Raw genomic sequence first — 15,434 nt, 5'->3', positions numbered from 1 at the left:
ATCGCTTGCGGATGGACAACACCGGTTTCCCAGGGGAAAGTGCGCCGTTAGAAGGGACGGCTTCTCTACCCCCGCCCCTTCCTGAACGCCTCCGCCTTCTCCGCCGCCGCCTCCCTGCGCCACTTCTTCGGCGCCGACCGGTCCACCTCCTCGCCAGCCCCCGTCAGGGCCTCGTTGGCGAATTCCAGGTCCAGCAGCTTCATGCGCTTGATCTCGTCGCGCAGGCGGGCGGCTTCCTCGAACTCCAGGTTGGAGGCGGCCTCGCGCATGCGGCCTTCCAGGTCCTTGAGGGCGGCCTGGAAGTTGGAGCCGACGAAGGGTTTGGAGGCCTCGGCCACGCCGGGGCGGGTCAGGCGGTCCATCTCGCGGGACTCATAGGGGCTGTCGAGGATTTCCTTGATGTCGCGCTTGACGCTTTCGGGCGTGATGCCGTGTTCGGCGTTATAGGCCATCTGGCGTTCGCGGCGGCGGTCGGTCTCGGCGATGGCGCGCTCCATCGAGCCGGTCATGCGGTCGGCGTAGAGGATGACGCGGCCGTCGACGTTGCGCGCGGCCCGACCGATGGTCTGGATCAGGCTGGTCTCGGAGCGCAGGAAGCCCTCCTTGTCCGCGTCCAGGATGGCGACCAGGCCGCACTCGGGGATGTCCAGCCCCTCGCGCAGCAGGTTGATGCCGATCAGACAGTCAAAGGCGCCCAGACGCAGGTCGCGCAGGATCTCGATCCGCTCCAGCGTGTCGACGTCGGAGTGCATGTAGCGGACGCGGATCCCCTGTTCATGCATATATTCGGTCAGGTCCTCGGCCATCTTCTTGGTCAGGGTGGTGACCAGGCTGCGATAGCCCTTGGCCGTCGTCGCCTTGACCTCGTCGATGACGTCGTCGACCTGGTTGCGCGTGGCGCCCGAGACCGGGCGGATCTCGACCGGGGGGTCGATCAGGCCGGTGGGGCGGATGACCTGCTCCACGAAGACGCCGCCGGCCCGCTCCATCTCCCAGGGGCCGGGGGTGGCCGAGACGTGGATGGTCTGGGGGCGCATGGCGTCCCATTCCTCGAACTTCAAGGGCCTGTTGTCGATGCAGGAGGGCAGGCGGAAGCCGTATTCGGCCAGGGTCGACTTGCGGCGGTAGTCGCCCCGGAACATGCCGTTGATCTGGCCGATGGTGACGTGGCTCTCGTCCACGAACAGCAGGGCGTTGTCGGGGATGTATTCGAAGAAGGTGGGCGGCGGCTCGCCGGGGGCGCGGCCGGTCAGCCAGCGGGAATAGTTCTCGATGCCGGCGCAGCTGCCGGTGGCCTCCATCATCTCCAGGTCGAAACGGGTGCGCTGCTCCAGCCGCTGGGCTTCGAGGAGTTTGCCGTTCTCGACCATCCAGTCCAGCGTCTCCTTCAGCTCGGCCTTGATGCCGGTGATCGCCTGGTTCAGCGTGGGGCGGGGGGTCACATAGTGGCTGGCGGCGTAGACGGTGATCTCGTTCAGGTCGGCGGTCTTCTTGCCGGTCAGGGGGTCGAACTCCTGGATCGCCTCCAGCTCGTCGCCGAACAGGCTGAGGCGCCAGGCGCGGTCCTCCAGGTGGACCGGGAAGATTTCGATCACGTCGCCGCGTTTGCGGAACATGCCGCGTTCGAAGTTCAGGTCGTTGCGCTTGTACTGCAGCGCGATCAGGTCGGCCCGCAGCTTCGCCTCGTCGATCTGGTCCCCCACCTTCAGCGTGAAGGTCATGGCCGTATAGGTCTCGACCGAGCCGATGCCGTAGATGCAGCTGACGCTGGCCACCACGATCACATCATCCCGCTCCAGTATCGCCCGCGTCGCCGAGTGCCGCATCCGGTCGATCTGCTCGTTTATCGAGCTGTCCTTCTCAATATAGGTGTCGGTGCGCGGGACATAGGCCTCGGGCTGATAATAGTCGTAGTAGCTGACGAAATATTCGACCGCATTGTCCGGGAAGAAGCTCTTGAACTCGGAATAGAGCTGGGCCGCCAGAGTCTTGTTGGGGGCCAGGATCAGGGCCGGGCGCTGGGTCTGTTCGATGACCTTGGCCATGGTGAAGGTCTTGCCCGAGCCGGTGACGCCCAAGAGCACCTGATCCCGGTCGCCCGCCTCGGCCTGGGCCACCAGTTCGGCGATGGCGGCGGGCTGATCGCCGGCGGGGGTGTATTTCGTCTCCAGCCGGAAGCGCCCGCCCTTCTTGGCCCCTTCGCGCGAGGGGCGGTGCGGAACCCAGTCGGCCGGGGCGGCGACCGGCTCCTCCGGCGTCAGGCGCGGACCCGTCGCCGGGGCGAACATCGGCATTTTCCCGGTGTCGCGAATGAAGGCGGCCGCCGCCTCCCGCACGCCGGGATCGGGCACATGGACGGGTTTGGCGGGGACGGGCTTGGCGGGCTTGGCCGCAGCGGGCTTCGGCGTCGAAGAACGGTTCATGAACAGAACTTAGTGCGGCGACTTCAAGGGCGCCAGAGAGCCGAAGAGCGCCTGTAGCGCGCAGAATGTGGCGCAGGCCGGCCAAAAAATGGCGATAAAACGTCACTACGCGAAAAGAACATGCTTCGAAATGCCGCGACGTGGCTGCTGTTTTTCGGTTTTTCGTCGCTAATCGTACGTTTGTGCGACTTTTTGGTTGCGGCCCGTATTCCCGATCCTTAACAGGGTCACAGAACTGATACATTTGATGTATCGGTGATATATACCTTTGTTACCCGGCTACCGATCTAAGTAGTGTATCAATACTGTTTGTGAATGGGGCGTATGCGTACTCGTAAAAACACTCTTCTTTCTTCGACGATTGTCGGGGGATTGGCCGCTTCTATCTCGGTCTTGGCCGCTTCTGGCGCCTTGGCCCAGGACGCCGCCGTGGTTCAGGACGGAACGGCGGCCCAGGACGGCTCCGCCCAGGTCGAGGACATCGTCGTCATCGGCTCGCGCATCCGGCGCGACAACTACAATGCGCCCTCGCCGACCCAGGTGGTGACACGCGAAGAGGCGACCCTGCAGGGCTTCGCCTCGACCACTGAGGCGCTGCAAAGCACCGCCGTCACCGGCGGCACGTCCCAAATCAACAACGCCTACGGCGGCTATGTCACCGACGGCGGCCCCGGCGCCAACACCATCGGCCTGCGCGGCATGAGCCCGAGCCGGACTCTGGTGCTGCTGAACGGCCGTCGCGTTTCGCCGGCCGGTTCGCGCGGTTCGGTCGGCGCGGCTGACCTGAACGTCCTGCCGACCGCCATGATCGACCGGGTCGAAGTCCTGCGCGACGGCGCCTCTTCGGTCTACGGCTCCGACGCCGTCGCCGGGGTGGTCAATATCCAGACCCGCCAGAACTTCGAAGGCCTGGTCTTTGAAGGACAGCGCAACGAGCCGCTGGAGGCCAATGGCGCGGGCGGTTCGACCCGTCTGTCGCTGACCGCAGGCGTTCGTGGCGATCGCTGGCGCGCCGCCGGTTCGATCGAGCGCTACGAGCGCGACGAACTGACCCTGCGCGACCGCGAGTTCACCCGTTGCCAGACCGACGGCTTCCGCAACGGCCAGGACTATATCGACCCGCTGACCGGCCAGTCGAAATGCTATCCGGTCACCACGACCGGCTCGAACGGCGTGACGATCAACACGATCGCCACGGGCGCTACGACCGGCGTCGCGGCGCCGGGCGCGACCGGCACGACCTTCAACCGCTGGCGTCCGAACTCGGCCGTCACGACCGGTCTGGTCGGCTTTGAAGGCGTGGGCGGCCCGGGCAACGACCTGAACGTCCGCGACACCTTCGAAGACCGGATGCTGAACGAGTCGCTGATCTCGCCGGTCGAGATCACCACCCTGTACGGCGAAGCCGGCTATCAGTTGAACGCCCTGGGCAATGCTGAAATCTACGGCGAGGCCCTGTTCAATCAGCGCAAGTCGTCGCAAACCGGTTACCGCCAGCTGGCGCTGGACTACGCCGTCGGCAGCCCCCTGATCCCCGCCAATCTGCAGGGCAGCGTCGCCTTTGGCGACCAAGGGCTGAACCAGGGCCAAGACGTCGGCGTGCGCGCCTTCATCGGCTACGGCAACGATCACTCCGAACAGGAGGTCGATTTCGGCCGCTACGTGGCCGGGATCAAGGGCGACTTCTTCGTGCCTGAATGGCGCTATGACGCCTATGTCAGCTATTCGCGGTCCAAGTCGACCTACACCAGCGAACAGTTCCTGACCGACAATCTGATCGCTTCGCTGGACGTGGTCAGCGACGGCGCGGGCGGCTTCCAGTGCGCCGCCCTGGCGTCGAACCCCGGCTGTGTCGCGGCTCCGGCCCTGACGACCCAGACCATCGGCGGCGTCCTGCCGCAGGACTGGAAGGACTATGTCTTCCGTCCGGTGACCGGCACGACCGAGTTCATCGAGAAGGTCGCCAGCATCGGCATCGACGGTCCGCTGTTCAGCCTGCCCGCCGGCCGCGTCATGGGCTTCTTCGGCGCCGAATGGCGTGAGTCCGAGATCGACGACACCCCGGGCCTGGATAGCCAGCTGGGCAACACCTACAACTATTCGACCTCGGCCATCACCCGCGGTTCGGATTCGGTGAAGGAAGTCTTCGGCGAGATCGAGGCCCCGCTGCTGGTTGATCTGCCTGGCGTTCGCGAGCTGACCCTGAACGGTTCGGCCCGTTACACCGACTATGACTCCTACGGCGACGACACGACCTACAAGGTCGGTCTGGTCTATCGTCCGATCGACTGGATCACGGTTCGCGGCACCTACGGCACCTCCTACCGGGCCCCGGCCCTGTTCGAACAGTTCGTCGGCGCCACCAGCGGCTTCCAGTCGAACTCGATCGACCGCTGCAACGACTACGGCGCGCCGGGCGTGAACCCCAACCGCGTCGCCAACTGCGCGTCCGAAGGCCTGGCCGGCGACTTCCAGTCCACCAACAGCGTCCGGGTGATCACCGCAGGGGGCGCTGAGGCCGGCCTGTCGGCCGAGACCTCGACCAACATGACCCTGGGTCTGGTCGTGCGTCCTCCGATGCCGTCAAGCTGGGGCGACCTGGCCTTCGCCGTCGACTACTATGAGATCGAGGTCGAGAACGGCGTGTCGCGCACCGGCGCAGGCGAAATCCTGACCCGCTGCTACGACTCCAACCCGGAAGACTTCGCCGCCGACGCCGGCTTCTGCCGCCTGGTGTCGCGTGATCCGGCGGACAACAGCCTGACGGTCTCGGACAGCTACGTGAACCTGGCCACCGACAATGTGAAGGGGCTGGACTATACGGTTCGCTATCGCAAGGACGTCGGTCCCGGCACGGCCCTGCTGAACCTGGCGATCACCCAGTACACGGAGATCTCCAACAAGCTGTTCGAGGAAGACCCGCTGGTCGACTACACCGGCATGGTCAACAATCCGGAGTTCACCGGCACCGCCGACGTCTCCTACGCTTGGGATCAATGGCGCGTCCGCTATGGCGTCGAATGGATCCAGGGCACCGACAGCTACGCCTACTATGAGGAAGATCCGGTCACCTCGGACTACGACCTCGCGGTGGACGACTACTGGCTGCACAACGCCTCGGTCCAGTATTCGGCCGACGGCTGGACCGCCACCCTGGGCGTTCGCAACCTGTTCAACGAAAACCCCCCGACCATCTCGGCGGGCGTGTACAACCGGGTCGGCAACGCCCCGCTGTACTCGGGCTACGACTACCTGGGCCGCACGGCCTTCGTGAACCTGACCAAGTCCTTCTAAGGCGACGTCAGCGCGACAAGAACGGGGCGGCGGACTTCGGTCCGCCGCCCCTTTTTGCGATCGAAGGCGATTATACCGTCATGTCAGGAACCAGGGTCCAGATGCGTCGCAGCGGCAGTTCGGCGCGTATGTCGGCTGGAAGGTCATCGTAATGGGTCAGCAGGGCGTCAACGATCTGTTTGCGGTCCCAAAGCCGCACTCGGAAGTACAGCTCATTCACACGTTTTCGTACTGGCGGGCTAAAGCCGGACCAACTGACCAAAAGGCCATGATCGGCATGAACGTCATGGATGCAGCCGATCAGTCCTTGAAGCGTCGGCTGGTCCACCACTATGCCGCCGGACTTGACTTGAACGACAAGCTTGGGGCCGCTCAGGCCGAGGGCGCCCTGGCCTGCGACGATGTCGATGCCTCGATCCGGCCCGGGTGGCGAGACCTCGACTTGATATCCCTGAGTTCCTAAAAGCGCGGCGATCAAGCGCGTGAAGGCGTGGCCTGCGAACTGGCTGGATATGCGCCGCTCGATCTGGTCGCGCGCCAGTGCCGCCAGGTCGGCGACGTCTGAAGTCTCTGCTGCTTCTTCCCGCACCGTTTCGGCCGCCGCGAGGGTTGCGGGCGGTCAGGCGTCGAGCCGCGCGGCCTCGGCCTCGATCCGGCGGCGCCAGTCCGCAGCCTCGTCCGGGGGCAGGACGGCCAGCATCTTGGGCACGTTGCGCTCCATCCGCGCCGCCTTCATGTCCGCATCCCAGGGCCAGACCTCGGCCGCCTGCAACATCTCCAGCGTCCGCCGCAGGGTGTTCACCGCAATGGGATAGGGCACGACATAGGCGGGCGCCGCCGGGGCGGGGTCGCCGAAGAGGTCGGGTTGGGTGGCGGACATCGGGCGTCAGAAGGCGGCGAAGGCGTCTTCGTCCACGGTGACTTGTTCGACCATTTCGACAGTCACGCCCAGGCGACGATCCTTCAGCAGATCACAGAGCGCGTCTCCATCGACCAGGTCGATGGCGGGGGCGCCGTCGCGCGTGGCCTCGCGCCGCGCATCGGCGGTGAAGGTCCCGGTGGTGATGATCAGCCCCTTGTCGGTGCGCCCGACCATGGCGCCGCGAAAGTCGCGTACGGCACCAGCGCCGACCGAGCCGGAATAGCGTTTGCACTGGAACAGGACGTGGAAGGACAGCAGATTGACCCGCAGCACGCCCGTCCCGTCGATGCCGCCGTCGCCGGACTTTCCCGTCACCTCGACCTTGATGAAGCCGAACTCGCGCAACAGACGCTGACACAGGCGTTCGAAGGCGGCCGGCTCCAGCGCGAGCAGGAGGGCCATCAGACGGTCCTTCCAGTCGTCGGCTCCAACATCAGCCGGCACGGGGTCATCTTCCACGGCTGAGGCCGACGCGGCGTTCGCCGCACGCTCAGCGGCGCCGAGCTTCTGAACGGCCTGCTTGATTCCAGCGACCTCCGCCTCGGTCATGGCCGCACCTTTGGGCGTCAGGGTCCAGACGCCCCGCTCGCTGTTCACAAGGGCACCCATCTTTTTTAGATAGCTGCGCGCCCAGGCCATGCGATAGGCGACGGCGTTCTCCTGCCACTTGCCATGTGTGACGGCCCGCACCTCGTCGGACAGCCCCATGTGGGTCGCGACGTCATCGACCATCTCCTCAATGGTCATAGACCGGCCCTTGGCCCTAAGCCGCTCGACGATGGGCCACATGAACAGGTGATAGGCGGGGACATCGGCGATGGTGGCCATCAGGCATCGGCCTTCTTGCGGCGTTTGGGCTTGTCAGGCTTGGCCAGAAGGCCGGCGGTCATCTTCTCGTACAGCATGAACAGGTGCTCCACCCGCTCGCGGTCGCTCTCGAACGGCGCCTTGCGGTAGAGGCGATCCACCGCCAGATCGAGCGCGCGGTGCGCCTTTCGCAGGTTGGCGGGCATGACGTCGGGGTCGTAGAGGTCAGCAAGCGACGCCCCGGGATGGGCGGCCCGAGCGTCCAGCACCGCTTGGGCGAGGGTTTCCAGACGGGTCTTGTCGGCATCGGTAAGAGCGGGCCAGGGAAAAGTATTGTAGTTTATATTCCCTGAGTAGCTGTAGTCGCTCTTCACTCTCCCGCCAATGTAGCGCACCCAACTCATGTGCATACGCGATGTAAGTATGGGGAATTCCGCCGAGCCCGAAGCAGCTACAAACCTAGTCTTTCCACTAGGCAAGTGCGGAGGGGAGAGCCAGCCGATCGGAATATATTCCCGCTTTATCGAGCTTACTTCGGGGATAACCAGAAACCGAGATTTTGGTTGGCGAAAGACATGAAACTCCATGGGGCGATCCGCCAAGCTCCGCGCGAGCGGACCGCCGTTTGTGCGGTATTCCCGGACGCGCCGTATCCTTTCGCGAACTAAGGGAAGATCACGCAACTCTTGGGGTGTCAGCAGCGAAGGAACCAAGAGCCAACGGGCTTGACCATTGATGTACTCTCGGCCCCCCACCAACGGGAAAATGACTTTGTTTGCTGCCGGCTCTTCTGACTTAAATCTTGCGACCTCATCTGCGCTCAAAATGTAATGTCCGTCATCCAACGGTTCGACGCCCTTACGAATGGCGGGCAGGCCGTTGATCGGAGTGCTCTCTTTGGAGACCACAAGGTGAGGGTCGGAGAGATTGTCGGCTGCAAATAGGTATGGGGATATCGCGCGATGCAGGCTTTCATCAGTCTCTTCGTCGTCGCGATGCGAAAGCAAGCGTCGCTGCTCGGGAGCGACCTCCGCCTTAGCTAGACCCAGCGCGACGACTGACGTGACCCCCTGAAACTCCTCCAGGAATAGCTAGAGTCCGCCCAACGAAGGACGGACAGAATGAAGCGATCGAGGTTCACGGAAGAGCAGATCATCGGGATCCTGCGGGAGCAGGAGGCCGGTGTAGCGACGGCGGAGGTGTGCCGACGCCACGGGGTCAGCTCGGCGACCTTTTACAAATGGAAGGCCAAGTTTGGCGGGCTCGACGTGTCGGAGGCTCGGCGGCTCAAGGCGCTCGAGGATGAGAACGCCCGGCTGAAGCGGATGCTGGCGGACGCGATGCTGGACAACGTGGCCCTGAAGGACCTGCTGGGAAAAAAGTGGTGACGCCCGCCGGCTATCGCGAGGCGGCTGGCCATCTGCAGGCCGCCTACGAGATGAGCGAAAGGCGGGCGTGCCGTGTTCTGGGCGTCGATCGGACGAGCGTGCGCTATCAGGCGACGCGCCCGGACGACGGCGCTCTGCGCGACCGGCTGAAGGCCCTGGCCCAGGAACGTCGACGGTTCGGCTATCGTCGCCTGCACGTGCTGCTGCGGCGCGAGGGCCATGCGGTCAACAGGAAACGGGTCCAGCGGATCTATCGCGACGAGCAACTGACGGTGCGCCGGCGCGGCGGCCGGAAGCGAGCGATGGGCACGCGGCGACCGCTGGACCTGCCGCTGGCGCCCAACCAGCGCTGGTCGCTGGACTTCGTCGCAGACCAGCTGACGGACGGGCGGCGCTTCCGCATCCTGACGGTGATCGATAACTGTACGCGCGAGTGCCTGGCGCTGGTGGCCGACACCTCGCTGTCGGGCGCGCGGGTCGTGCGGGAGTTGGACGCCGTCATCCGGCAGCGAGGGCGGCCCGACACCATCGTCAGCGACAACGGCACGGAGTACACCTCGAACGCGGTCCTGGCCTGGGCCGACGACACCGGCGTCGGCTGGCACTACATCGCGCCGGGCAAGCCCCAGCAGAACGGCTTCAACGAAAGCTTCAACGGGCGGCTGCGTGACGAGCTGCTGAACGAGACGCTGTTCCGCTCGCTGCCGCACGCTCGCGCCGTGCTGGAGGCGTGGCGACGCGATTACAACGAGCAGCGTCCGCACTCGAAGCTCGGGTGGCTGACGCCGCAGGCTTATGCAGAAGCGCTCACCGGACACATCGGCCGGCCTGCTGCGCTGGTTGATGGCTGCGCAGACCGGCCTCTTGCCAACCCAGCCGATCACAGCTCAGATCAACCTAGGACTCTCGTTATGGCTGGATGAGAAACGGGGGTCACGTCACGACGTGAACGTGGGCCTTACCGCGCGCGTCTGACCCCCATGGGAATGTTGTATGCGCAAACGAGAGCTCGAGCCGGTATTTAGAGAAAAGCGCGGGCCAGAGTTGCGGGACTTGTTCTCCCTGCGTGATGGAATTTGTTGCGACAAAGCCGATCCTGACGTCGAGGTCTGTGCTCCGTACATAGCTTCCCGCTTTTAGGAACCAGTAGGAGACGTAGTCGAGGCGGCTCCCGGCAGCTCCTAGGCTTTCCAATCCACGTATTTGCGCTGCTCGCTGATCGTCGCGAAGCGTGAACCCACTGAATGGCGGATTGCCAAGCACATAGCTGCAATGTTCGGGAGCGAGCACAGTCGTCCAGTCGATTTCCATCGCGTCGCCGTGGACGATGTGGGCTGAGGATTTCAGCGGAATCCGGGCGAAGACTTGCCCAAACTCCTGGCTCAGGCGGTTGTTCATGATGTGGTCCATCATCCACATCGCCGTTTCAGCAATGCGGGCGGGAAACTCGTCGATCTCGATGCCATAGAATTGGTCCACGTCCACCTTGGAAAGGGCGGCGGCCTCAAGGTCCAACTGACCCGAGGGGTAGAGGGCCTTCAGCACCTCGATCTCGAGCAGGCGCAGTTCGCGATAGGCGATGATCAGAAAGTTGCCGCAACCGCAGGCCGGGTCGAACAGGTTCAGACCGGCCAGCTTGTCCTGAAAGGCGCGCAGGGCGGCCTCGCGGCCGCGCTTCAGCTCCAGGATGCGCGCCAGTTCGGTGCGAAGGTCGTCGAGGAACAGGGGCTCAATGACCTTCAGGATGTTCTTTTCGGTGGTGTAGTGGGCCCCCTTCTGACGGCGCTCCTTGGCGTTCATCACCGACTGGAACAGGGCGCCGAAGATGGCCGGGCTGATCTTCTCCCAAAAGAAGGCGCAGGCCTCCAGCAGACGGTCGCGCATGGCGCGATTGAAGGCCGGAATGGGCAGGGGCTCGGCGAAGAGATCGCCGTTGATATAGGGGAAGCGGGCCAAATCCTCGTCGAGGCTCTTCTGGCGCCGTTCGACCGGAGTGTTCAGAACCTGAAACAGCTCCGACAGCTTTGAACCCAAATCCGATCCGTCCTCAGCCGTGCGGTCGGTGATATAGTTTTCCAGCAACCCCAGCTCATTGAAGATGCCCGTGTCATCGGCGAACAGGCAGAAGAGCAACCGCACCAGAAGGCGTTCGAGCGGGTGTCCATCATAGCCGGACGCCTTCAGGGCGTCGTGGAGCTTTCCCATCAGCTCTGCGGCGACGATATTGACGGGGTCTTGGTCTTTGAAGACCCGTTTTTCGACCCCGACGATGAAACCAAACGCCTCAACATGTCTCGGCAGGTCACTTAGGGCGAAGCGGGTCTCTCGCGCGTGTCGAGATCGGTCAGGTGGAAGGTCTGGAAGTCGCAGACGAGAATGTAGCGTGGGAGTTCGTAGTCCTTCAGGCCGGGGAAATAATCCAGCGCCTGCTGTCGCGCGCGGCTCAGGTCTCTTCCGCCGGACTTCTGTTCGACCAGCAGCTTTCCTTTCCAGAACAGGTCGATGAACCCCTGTTTGTCGCCCAGCTTTTTGACCGGTTCCTCGAAGGTCGCGACCTTGCGACGCTTGACCCCGAAGATTTCGAAAAACTCGTTGTAGAAGGTCTGCGTATCGCCGCGCTCGTAGCGCGCATCCGCCCAGTCGCGCGCGAAGTGCGCCGCCCTGGCGCGTATCTCATTCCAACTCAGACGCATTGCAGTCTCCCCGGTGGCGCGAATGTAGCGGGGCGGCTCCGTGTCGTGCAACGCCCCCGCTTGACTCCCTCACACAGTATGTCGCATACACTGTGTGGCACACACTATGTGGCGCATGGAGATCGGCGGGTGAGCCAGGATGAGGAACTGCTGTTCGAGAGTCTGCGGCTGGAGCTGCGGCGGGGGTCTTTGATCCTGGCGGTGTTGGCCAGTCTGAGGACCGAGCAATACGGCTATTCGCTGCGGGTCGCCCTGAATGCGGCGGGCGTCGAGATGGAGGAGAGCACCCTCTATCCGCTGCTGCGCCGGCTGGAGAGCCAGGGGCTGCTGGACAGCGAATGGCGCGAGGAGGAGCGGCGCAAGAAGCGCTTCTACCGCCTGTCGGCGCGGGGCGAGGCCATGCTGGGGCGGCTGGCGGCCGAATGGCGGGGCCTGTCGGCCTCGCTGGAGACGATGTTGTGATCATGGGGACTGAGGGAGAGAGCGGGATGGACCTGGTCGAACGGTATCTGAAGGCGGTGGCGGCCCAGCTGCCCAAGGCGACGCGCGACGACATCGTCGCCGAACTGCGCGACGAGATCATGGGCCGGATCGAGGCGCTGGAGGCGCGACTGGGCCGGGCGCCCGGCGACGAGGAGGTCGAGGCCCTGCTACGCGAGGTGGGTCATCCGCTGACGGTGGCGGCGCGCTATCGGTCCGGGCCCCAGTCGCTGATCGGGCCGGAGCTTTATCCCTGGTGGCTGTTCGCGGTGAAGACGGCCCTGGTGGTGATGGGCTGCGTCACCCTGATCGGTCTGGCGGTGCGGGTGCTGGTCGGGGACATCTATCTGGGCCAGGCCATAGGTCAGAGCTTCGGCGCCCTGTTCAGCGGGGCGGTGACGGTGATCGGGGTCGTGACCCTGATCGGCTTCGTGCTGGAGCGGCAGGAGAAGAAGCCGGACTTCATCGCCAAATGGCGGGTCAAGGATCTGGGCCTGTTAGAACTGGGCGGCGACCTGGACGCCGAGACCTGGGGCGAGCGGCTGGCGCGCGGTCGCGATGCGGCCCGAACGGCCAAGCCGGGGCCGGCGGTGCGCAAGAGCGCCGAGACGTCGCCCGCCGCCAAGGCCGTCGCCAGCGCCATCGCCTGGGCGGTGCTGCTGCTGTGGTGGACCGGCCTTCTGCCCATGGCCTCGATCCGGCCGGAAGACCTGGCCGGCAGTCTGGACGGGGTCGATTACGGCCGCATCCTGGTCCAGATCGTCGACGCCGCCTATTGGCCCGTGACCCTGTTCGCCGCGGCGCGGGTGGTGTTCGACCTGCTGCGGGCGGCCTCGGGCGGCAATGCGCGGCTGACGGCCGTGGGCGACATCAGCTTTGGGGCGGCGGCGGCCTGGGGCCTGTTGTGGCTGTGGTTCTGGTCGCCGCTGAGCCCGGTGATCTGGGTCGGGACGGCGACCGATTTCTTCGACCGGGTGCGGAGCCTGTTCGACCGGACCGGGGACCATGGCGGCGAACTGGCCACCCTGTTGATGATCATCGTGGTCTGGGCCTTCGTCGGCGAGGTCTGGCGCGTCCTGCGCGGCGTGGGGCGGATGATCGTCGGACGGTGTTGAACCTCCGGCCGCCTTCGCCGTTGCAGTTGAAACGGCGGCGACGGGCGGCCGGGTCGGGGCTTAAGCGTGACGTTACAACAGGGTTTGGCCTTCGGCCTGGTGGGGCTGACGGTCGCAGCCTTCATCTGGGGAAGGTTCCGCTATGATCTGGTCGCCTTGGCGGCCTTGGTCGCGGGGCTGGCGATCGGGGTCATTCCGGCGGACGCGGCCTTCGAAGGCTTTTCCAACGACGTCACGGTGATCATCGCCTGCGCCCTGGTGGTCTCGGCCGCCTTCGCCAAGTCGGGCATCGTCGAAATGGCCCTGAAGCGGATCATGCCGTATCTGAAGACCGAGCGGTCTCAGGCGCCGGTGCTGACCGCGGCCGTGACCCTGCTGTCGATGGTCACCAAGAACGTCGGCGCCCTGGCCATCATGATGCCGGTCGCCCTCCAGGTCAGCCGACGCACCGGCACCAAACAGTCGCGCCTGCTGATGCCCATGGCCTTCGGCGCCATGGCGGGGGGAATGGTCACCCTGGTGGGCACCGCCCCCAACATCCTGGTCGCCGAGGTGCGCGAGACCATGACCGGCGAGCCGTTTCGCATGTTCGACTATGCGCCCGTCGGCCTGATCCTGACGGCGGCGGCCCTGGTGTTTCTGGCCTTCGGCTACAGGCTGCTGCCCAAGGACCGGACCGGGACCATCGGCCTGTCGGCGGCCCTGTCGGCCAACGCCTATCTGACCGAGGCTCGCGTGCCCGAGGATTGGCTGATGGAGCCGCGGCCGATCAACGCTCTGAAGGCCCTGGCTGTGGACGACATCCAGGTCATGGCCCTGATCCGCGACGGCAAGCGCAAGACGCGCCCGCGCGGCAACACCATCATCCGCCCCGGCGACACCCTGTTGATCAAGGGCGACCAGGAGGCGCTGGAGGGCTTCATCGACGCCGCCAAGCTGAAGCTGGTGCGCGGCGACCGGCCGGTGTTGCTGGAGGAGGCCAAGGACGAGGTCAGTCTGGCCGAGGCGGTGATTGGGGCGGATTCGAAGCTGGTGGGGCAGTCGGTGCGGTCGCTGGATCTGTACGGTCAGCACGGGCTGAATCTGCTGGGCGTGTCGCGCAGCGGCTATGAGCTGACCCAGCATCTGCGGACGGCCAAGCTCCAGGCCGGAGACGTCCTTTTGCTCCAGGGGTCGGAATCGGGCCTGCCCGGAAAACTGGCGGACCTGGGCCTGCTGCCGTTGGCCGAACGGGAGATGCGCCTGGGCGGACAGAGGCGAAAATTCCTGCCCGCCCTGGTCCTGACGGCGGCGATGGTGATGGTCGGCTTCGGCCTGATCCCGGTCTCCATCGCCTTCTTCGGCGCGGCGGTGATCATCGTGGCCCTGGGGGGCTTGAAGATGCGCGAAGCCTATGCGGCGCTGGACGGACCGCTGCTGGTGCTGATCGCCGCCCTGATCCCCGTTTCGGACGCGATCCAGCAGACGGGCGGAGCCGATCTGATCGCCGGCGGACTGCGGTCGGTGTTCCAGGGCATTCCGCCCGTGATCGCGGTGGCGGGAATGATGTTTGCGGCCATGGCGGTGACGCCCTTCCTGAACAACGCCGCGACGGTTCTGGTGGTGGCGCCGATCGCCGCGACCCTGGCTCAGCAGCTGGGCTATCGCCCCGATCCCTTCCTGATGGCCGTGGCCGTGGGGGCGGCGTGCGACTTCCTGACCCCCATCGGACACCAGTGCAACACCCTGGTCATGGGGCCGGGCGGCTACAAGTTCTCGGACTATCCCAAGCTGGGGGCGCCGCTCAGCCTGCTGGTGCTGATCATCGGTCCGCCGGCCATTCTGCTGTTCTGGCCCATGTAGGTTCGGGCGAGAGGCGGCCGGTCCGACCGGCCGCCTCATCCTGCGTCAGGCCGAGCGGGGGGCCGAAGCCGGCGTGCAGGCCAGGCGGCCGTCGTCATTGCGGATCGCCGCGCCCCGGCAGCTGCGGACGCTGAGGGTCGACGAAACGGACTGACCGTTCTTGGCGATGCAGCGGGCGCGCAGCCGATCGCCGTTCAGAGTGATCCCCCGGCAGGTCTCACGATAGGCGCCGACCGGCAGGGCGCGCCCCGAGGCGGCGGGTTCCGGGCTGACCCTGTCCTGGGCGGCGGCGGTGAAGGCGACGAGGACGGCGCCGGCCCCCAGGACGGCGAGCGTGGAAAAAGGTAGGCGAACCAAGGCGTGACTCCCATTGTTTTATAACTGCGCCTCTGCGTGCGCAGGTGAGAGGTTATGTCGCATGGGGTCTCAGCGAAACCCCCGTTCTCGGATGGAATTCTCACGCTCATCCA

At 65.2% G+C, this 15,434-nt stretch carries 12 protein-coding genes and 1 pseudogene; 5 read left to right on the top strand and 8 right to left on the bottom strand.

Features of this window, described 5'->3' with window-relative positions:
* Positions 1-65 precede the first annotated feature (65 nt).
* Positions 66-2,423 (bottom strand): excinuclease ABC subunit UvrB, encoded by a 2,358-nt coding sequence (gene uvrB / locus JL11_RS16205; RefSeq protein ID WP_054766564.1) that lies wholly within the window; start codon positions 2,421-2,423, stop codon positions 66-68.
* A 393-nt stretch (positions 2,424-2,816) separates the two neighbouring features.
* On the opposite strand from uvrB, the gene JL11_RS16200 reads away from it, so the two are divergent.
* Positions 2,817-5,717, top strand: a complete 2,901-nt coding sequence (locus tag JL11_RS16200) for a TonB-dependent receptor domain-containing protein (protein ID WP_227975989.1) — start codon at positions 2,817-2,819, stop codon at positions 5,715-5,717.
* A 70-nt stretch (positions 5,718-5,787) separates the two neighbouring features.
* Here JL11_RS16200 and JL11_RS17315 read toward each other — a convergent pair whose 3' ends face one another.
* The 4 genes from JL11_RS17315 to JL11_RS17605 are packed head-to-tail and all read right to left on the bottom strand — an operon-like array spanning position 5,788 to position 8,453.
* Positions 5,788-6,306 carry a restriction endonuclease gene (locus JL11_RS17315; protein ID WP_082382738.1) on the bottom strand — a complete coding sequence of 173 codons (519 nt, stop codon included), beginning with the start codon at positions 6,304-6,306 and terminating at the stop codon, positions 5,788-5,790.
* A gap of 30 nt (positions 6,307-6,336) precedes the next feature.
* Positions 6,337-6,597 carry a hypothetical protein gene (locus JL11_RS16190; RefSeq protein WP_054766561.1) on the bottom strand — a complete coding sequence of 87 codons (261 nt, stop codon included), beginning with the start codon at positions 6,595-6,597 and terminating at the stop codon, positions 6,337-6,339.
* 6 nt (positions 6,598-6,603) lie between these two features.
* Positions 6,604-7,467 (bottom strand): restriction endonuclease, encoded by an 864-nt coding sequence (locus JL11_RS16185; protein ID WP_054766560.1) that lies wholly within the window; start codon positions 7,465-7,467, stop codon positions 6,604-6,606.
* A complete protein-coding gene (locus tag JL11_RS17605) occupies positions 7,467-8,453 on the bottom strand; it encodes a type IIL restriction-modification enzyme MmeI (protein WP_156314217.1) in 987 nt (328 codons plus the stop codon). Before JL11_RS17605 ends, JL11_RS16185 begins: the two co-directional genes overlap by 1 nt.
* A gap of 114 nt (positions 8,454-8,567) precedes the next feature.
* Here JL11_RS17605 and JL11_RS16170 point away from each other — a divergent pair.
* Positions 8,568-9,757, top strand: a protein-coding gene (locus JL11_RS16170) for an IS3 family transposase (RefSeq protein ID WP_165906610.1) whose coding sequence is annotated in 2 segments (ribosomal slippage) — positions 8,568-8,820 and positions 8,820-9,757 — 1,191 coding nt in all. Because the reading frame shifts where the segments join, the coding sequence is not laid out codon by codon here.
* 10 nt (positions 9,758-9,767) lie between these two features.
* Here JL11_RS16170 and JL11_RS16165 read toward each other — a convergent pair.
* Together JL11_RS16165 and JL11_RS18270 are read right to left on the bottom strand one after the other, a co-directional pair.
* A complete protein-coding gene (locus tag JL11_RS16165) occupies positions 9,768-10,634 on the bottom strand; it encodes a DNA methyltransferase (protein ID WP_442853665.1) in 867 nt (288 codons plus the stop codon).
* A 132-nt stretch (positions 10,635-10,766) separates the two neighbouring features.
* Positions 10,767-11,527 (bottom strand): annotated as a pseudogene (locus JL11_RS18270) (type IIL restriction-modification enzyme MmeI); the annotation flags it as partial.
* Between the two features lie 129 nt (positions 11,528-11,656).
* On the opposite strand from JL11_RS18270, the gene JL11_RS16155 reads away from it, so the two are divergent.
* From JL11_RS16155 to JL11_RS16145, 3 genes are all read left to right on the top strand, one after another.
* Positions 11,657-11,989 (top strand): PadR family transcriptional regulator, encoded by a 333-nt coding sequence (locus JL11_RS16155; RefSeq protein WP_156314216.1) that lies wholly within the window; start codon positions 11,657-11,659, stop codon positions 11,987-11,989.
* 2 nt (positions 11,990-11,991) lie between these two features.
* Entirely contained in the window at positions 11,992-13,122 is a 1,131-nt protein-coding gene (locus tag JL11_RS16150; protein ID WP_231681339.1) for an HAAS signaling domain-containing protein, read from the top strand.
* A gap of 66 nt (positions 13,123-13,188) precedes the next feature.
* Positions 13,189-14,964, top strand: a complete 1,776-nt coding sequence (locus tag JL11_RS16145) for an SLC13 family permease (protein WP_054766554.1) — start codon at positions 13,189-13,191, stop codon at positions 14,962-14,964.
* 45 nt (positions 14,965-15,009) lie between these two features.
* Here JL11_RS16145 and JL11_RS16140 read toward each other — a convergent pair whose 3' ends face one another.
* Positions 15,010-15,321 (bottom strand): hypothetical protein, encoded by a 312-nt coding sequence (locus JL11_RS16140; RefSeq protein ID WP_054766553.1) that lies wholly within the window; start codon positions 15,319-15,321, stop codon positions 15,010-15,012.
* Between the last annotated feature and the right edge of the window lie 113 nt (positions 15,322-15,434).

It is taken from the genome of Brevundimonas sp. DS20, from assembly GCF_001310255.1.
GTDB classification, from domain to species: domain Bacteria; phylum Pseudomonadota; class Alphaproteobacteria; order Caulobacterales; family Caulobacteraceae; genus Brevundimonas; species Brevundimonas aurantiaca.
This window is presented reverse-complemented; position numbering and strand designations above follow the sequence as displayed.

Excerpts from the sequence above, each read along its gene's own strand:
- uvrB (WP_054766564.1), bottom strand. The coding sequence starts at position 2,423 with ATGAACCGTTCTTCGACGCCGAAGCCCGCTGCGGCCAAGCCCGCCAAG.
- JL11_RS16190 (WP_054766561.1), bottom strand. The coding sequence starts at position 6,597 with ATGTCCGCCACCCAACCCGACCTCTTCGGCGACCCCGCCCCGGCGGCG.
- JL11_RS16185 (WP_054766560.1), bottom strand. The coding sequence starts at position 7,467 with ATGGCCACCATCGCCGATGTCCCCGCCTATCACCTGTTCATGTGGCCC.
- JL11_RS16165 (WP_442853665.1), bottom strand. The coding sequence starts at position 10,634 with ATGAACGCCAAGGAGCGCCGTCAGAAGGGGGCCCACTACACCACCGAA.
- JL11_RS16150 (WP_231681339.1), top strand. The coding sequence starts at position 11,992 with ATGGGGACTGAGGGAGAGAGCGGGATGGACCTGGTCGAACGGTATCTG.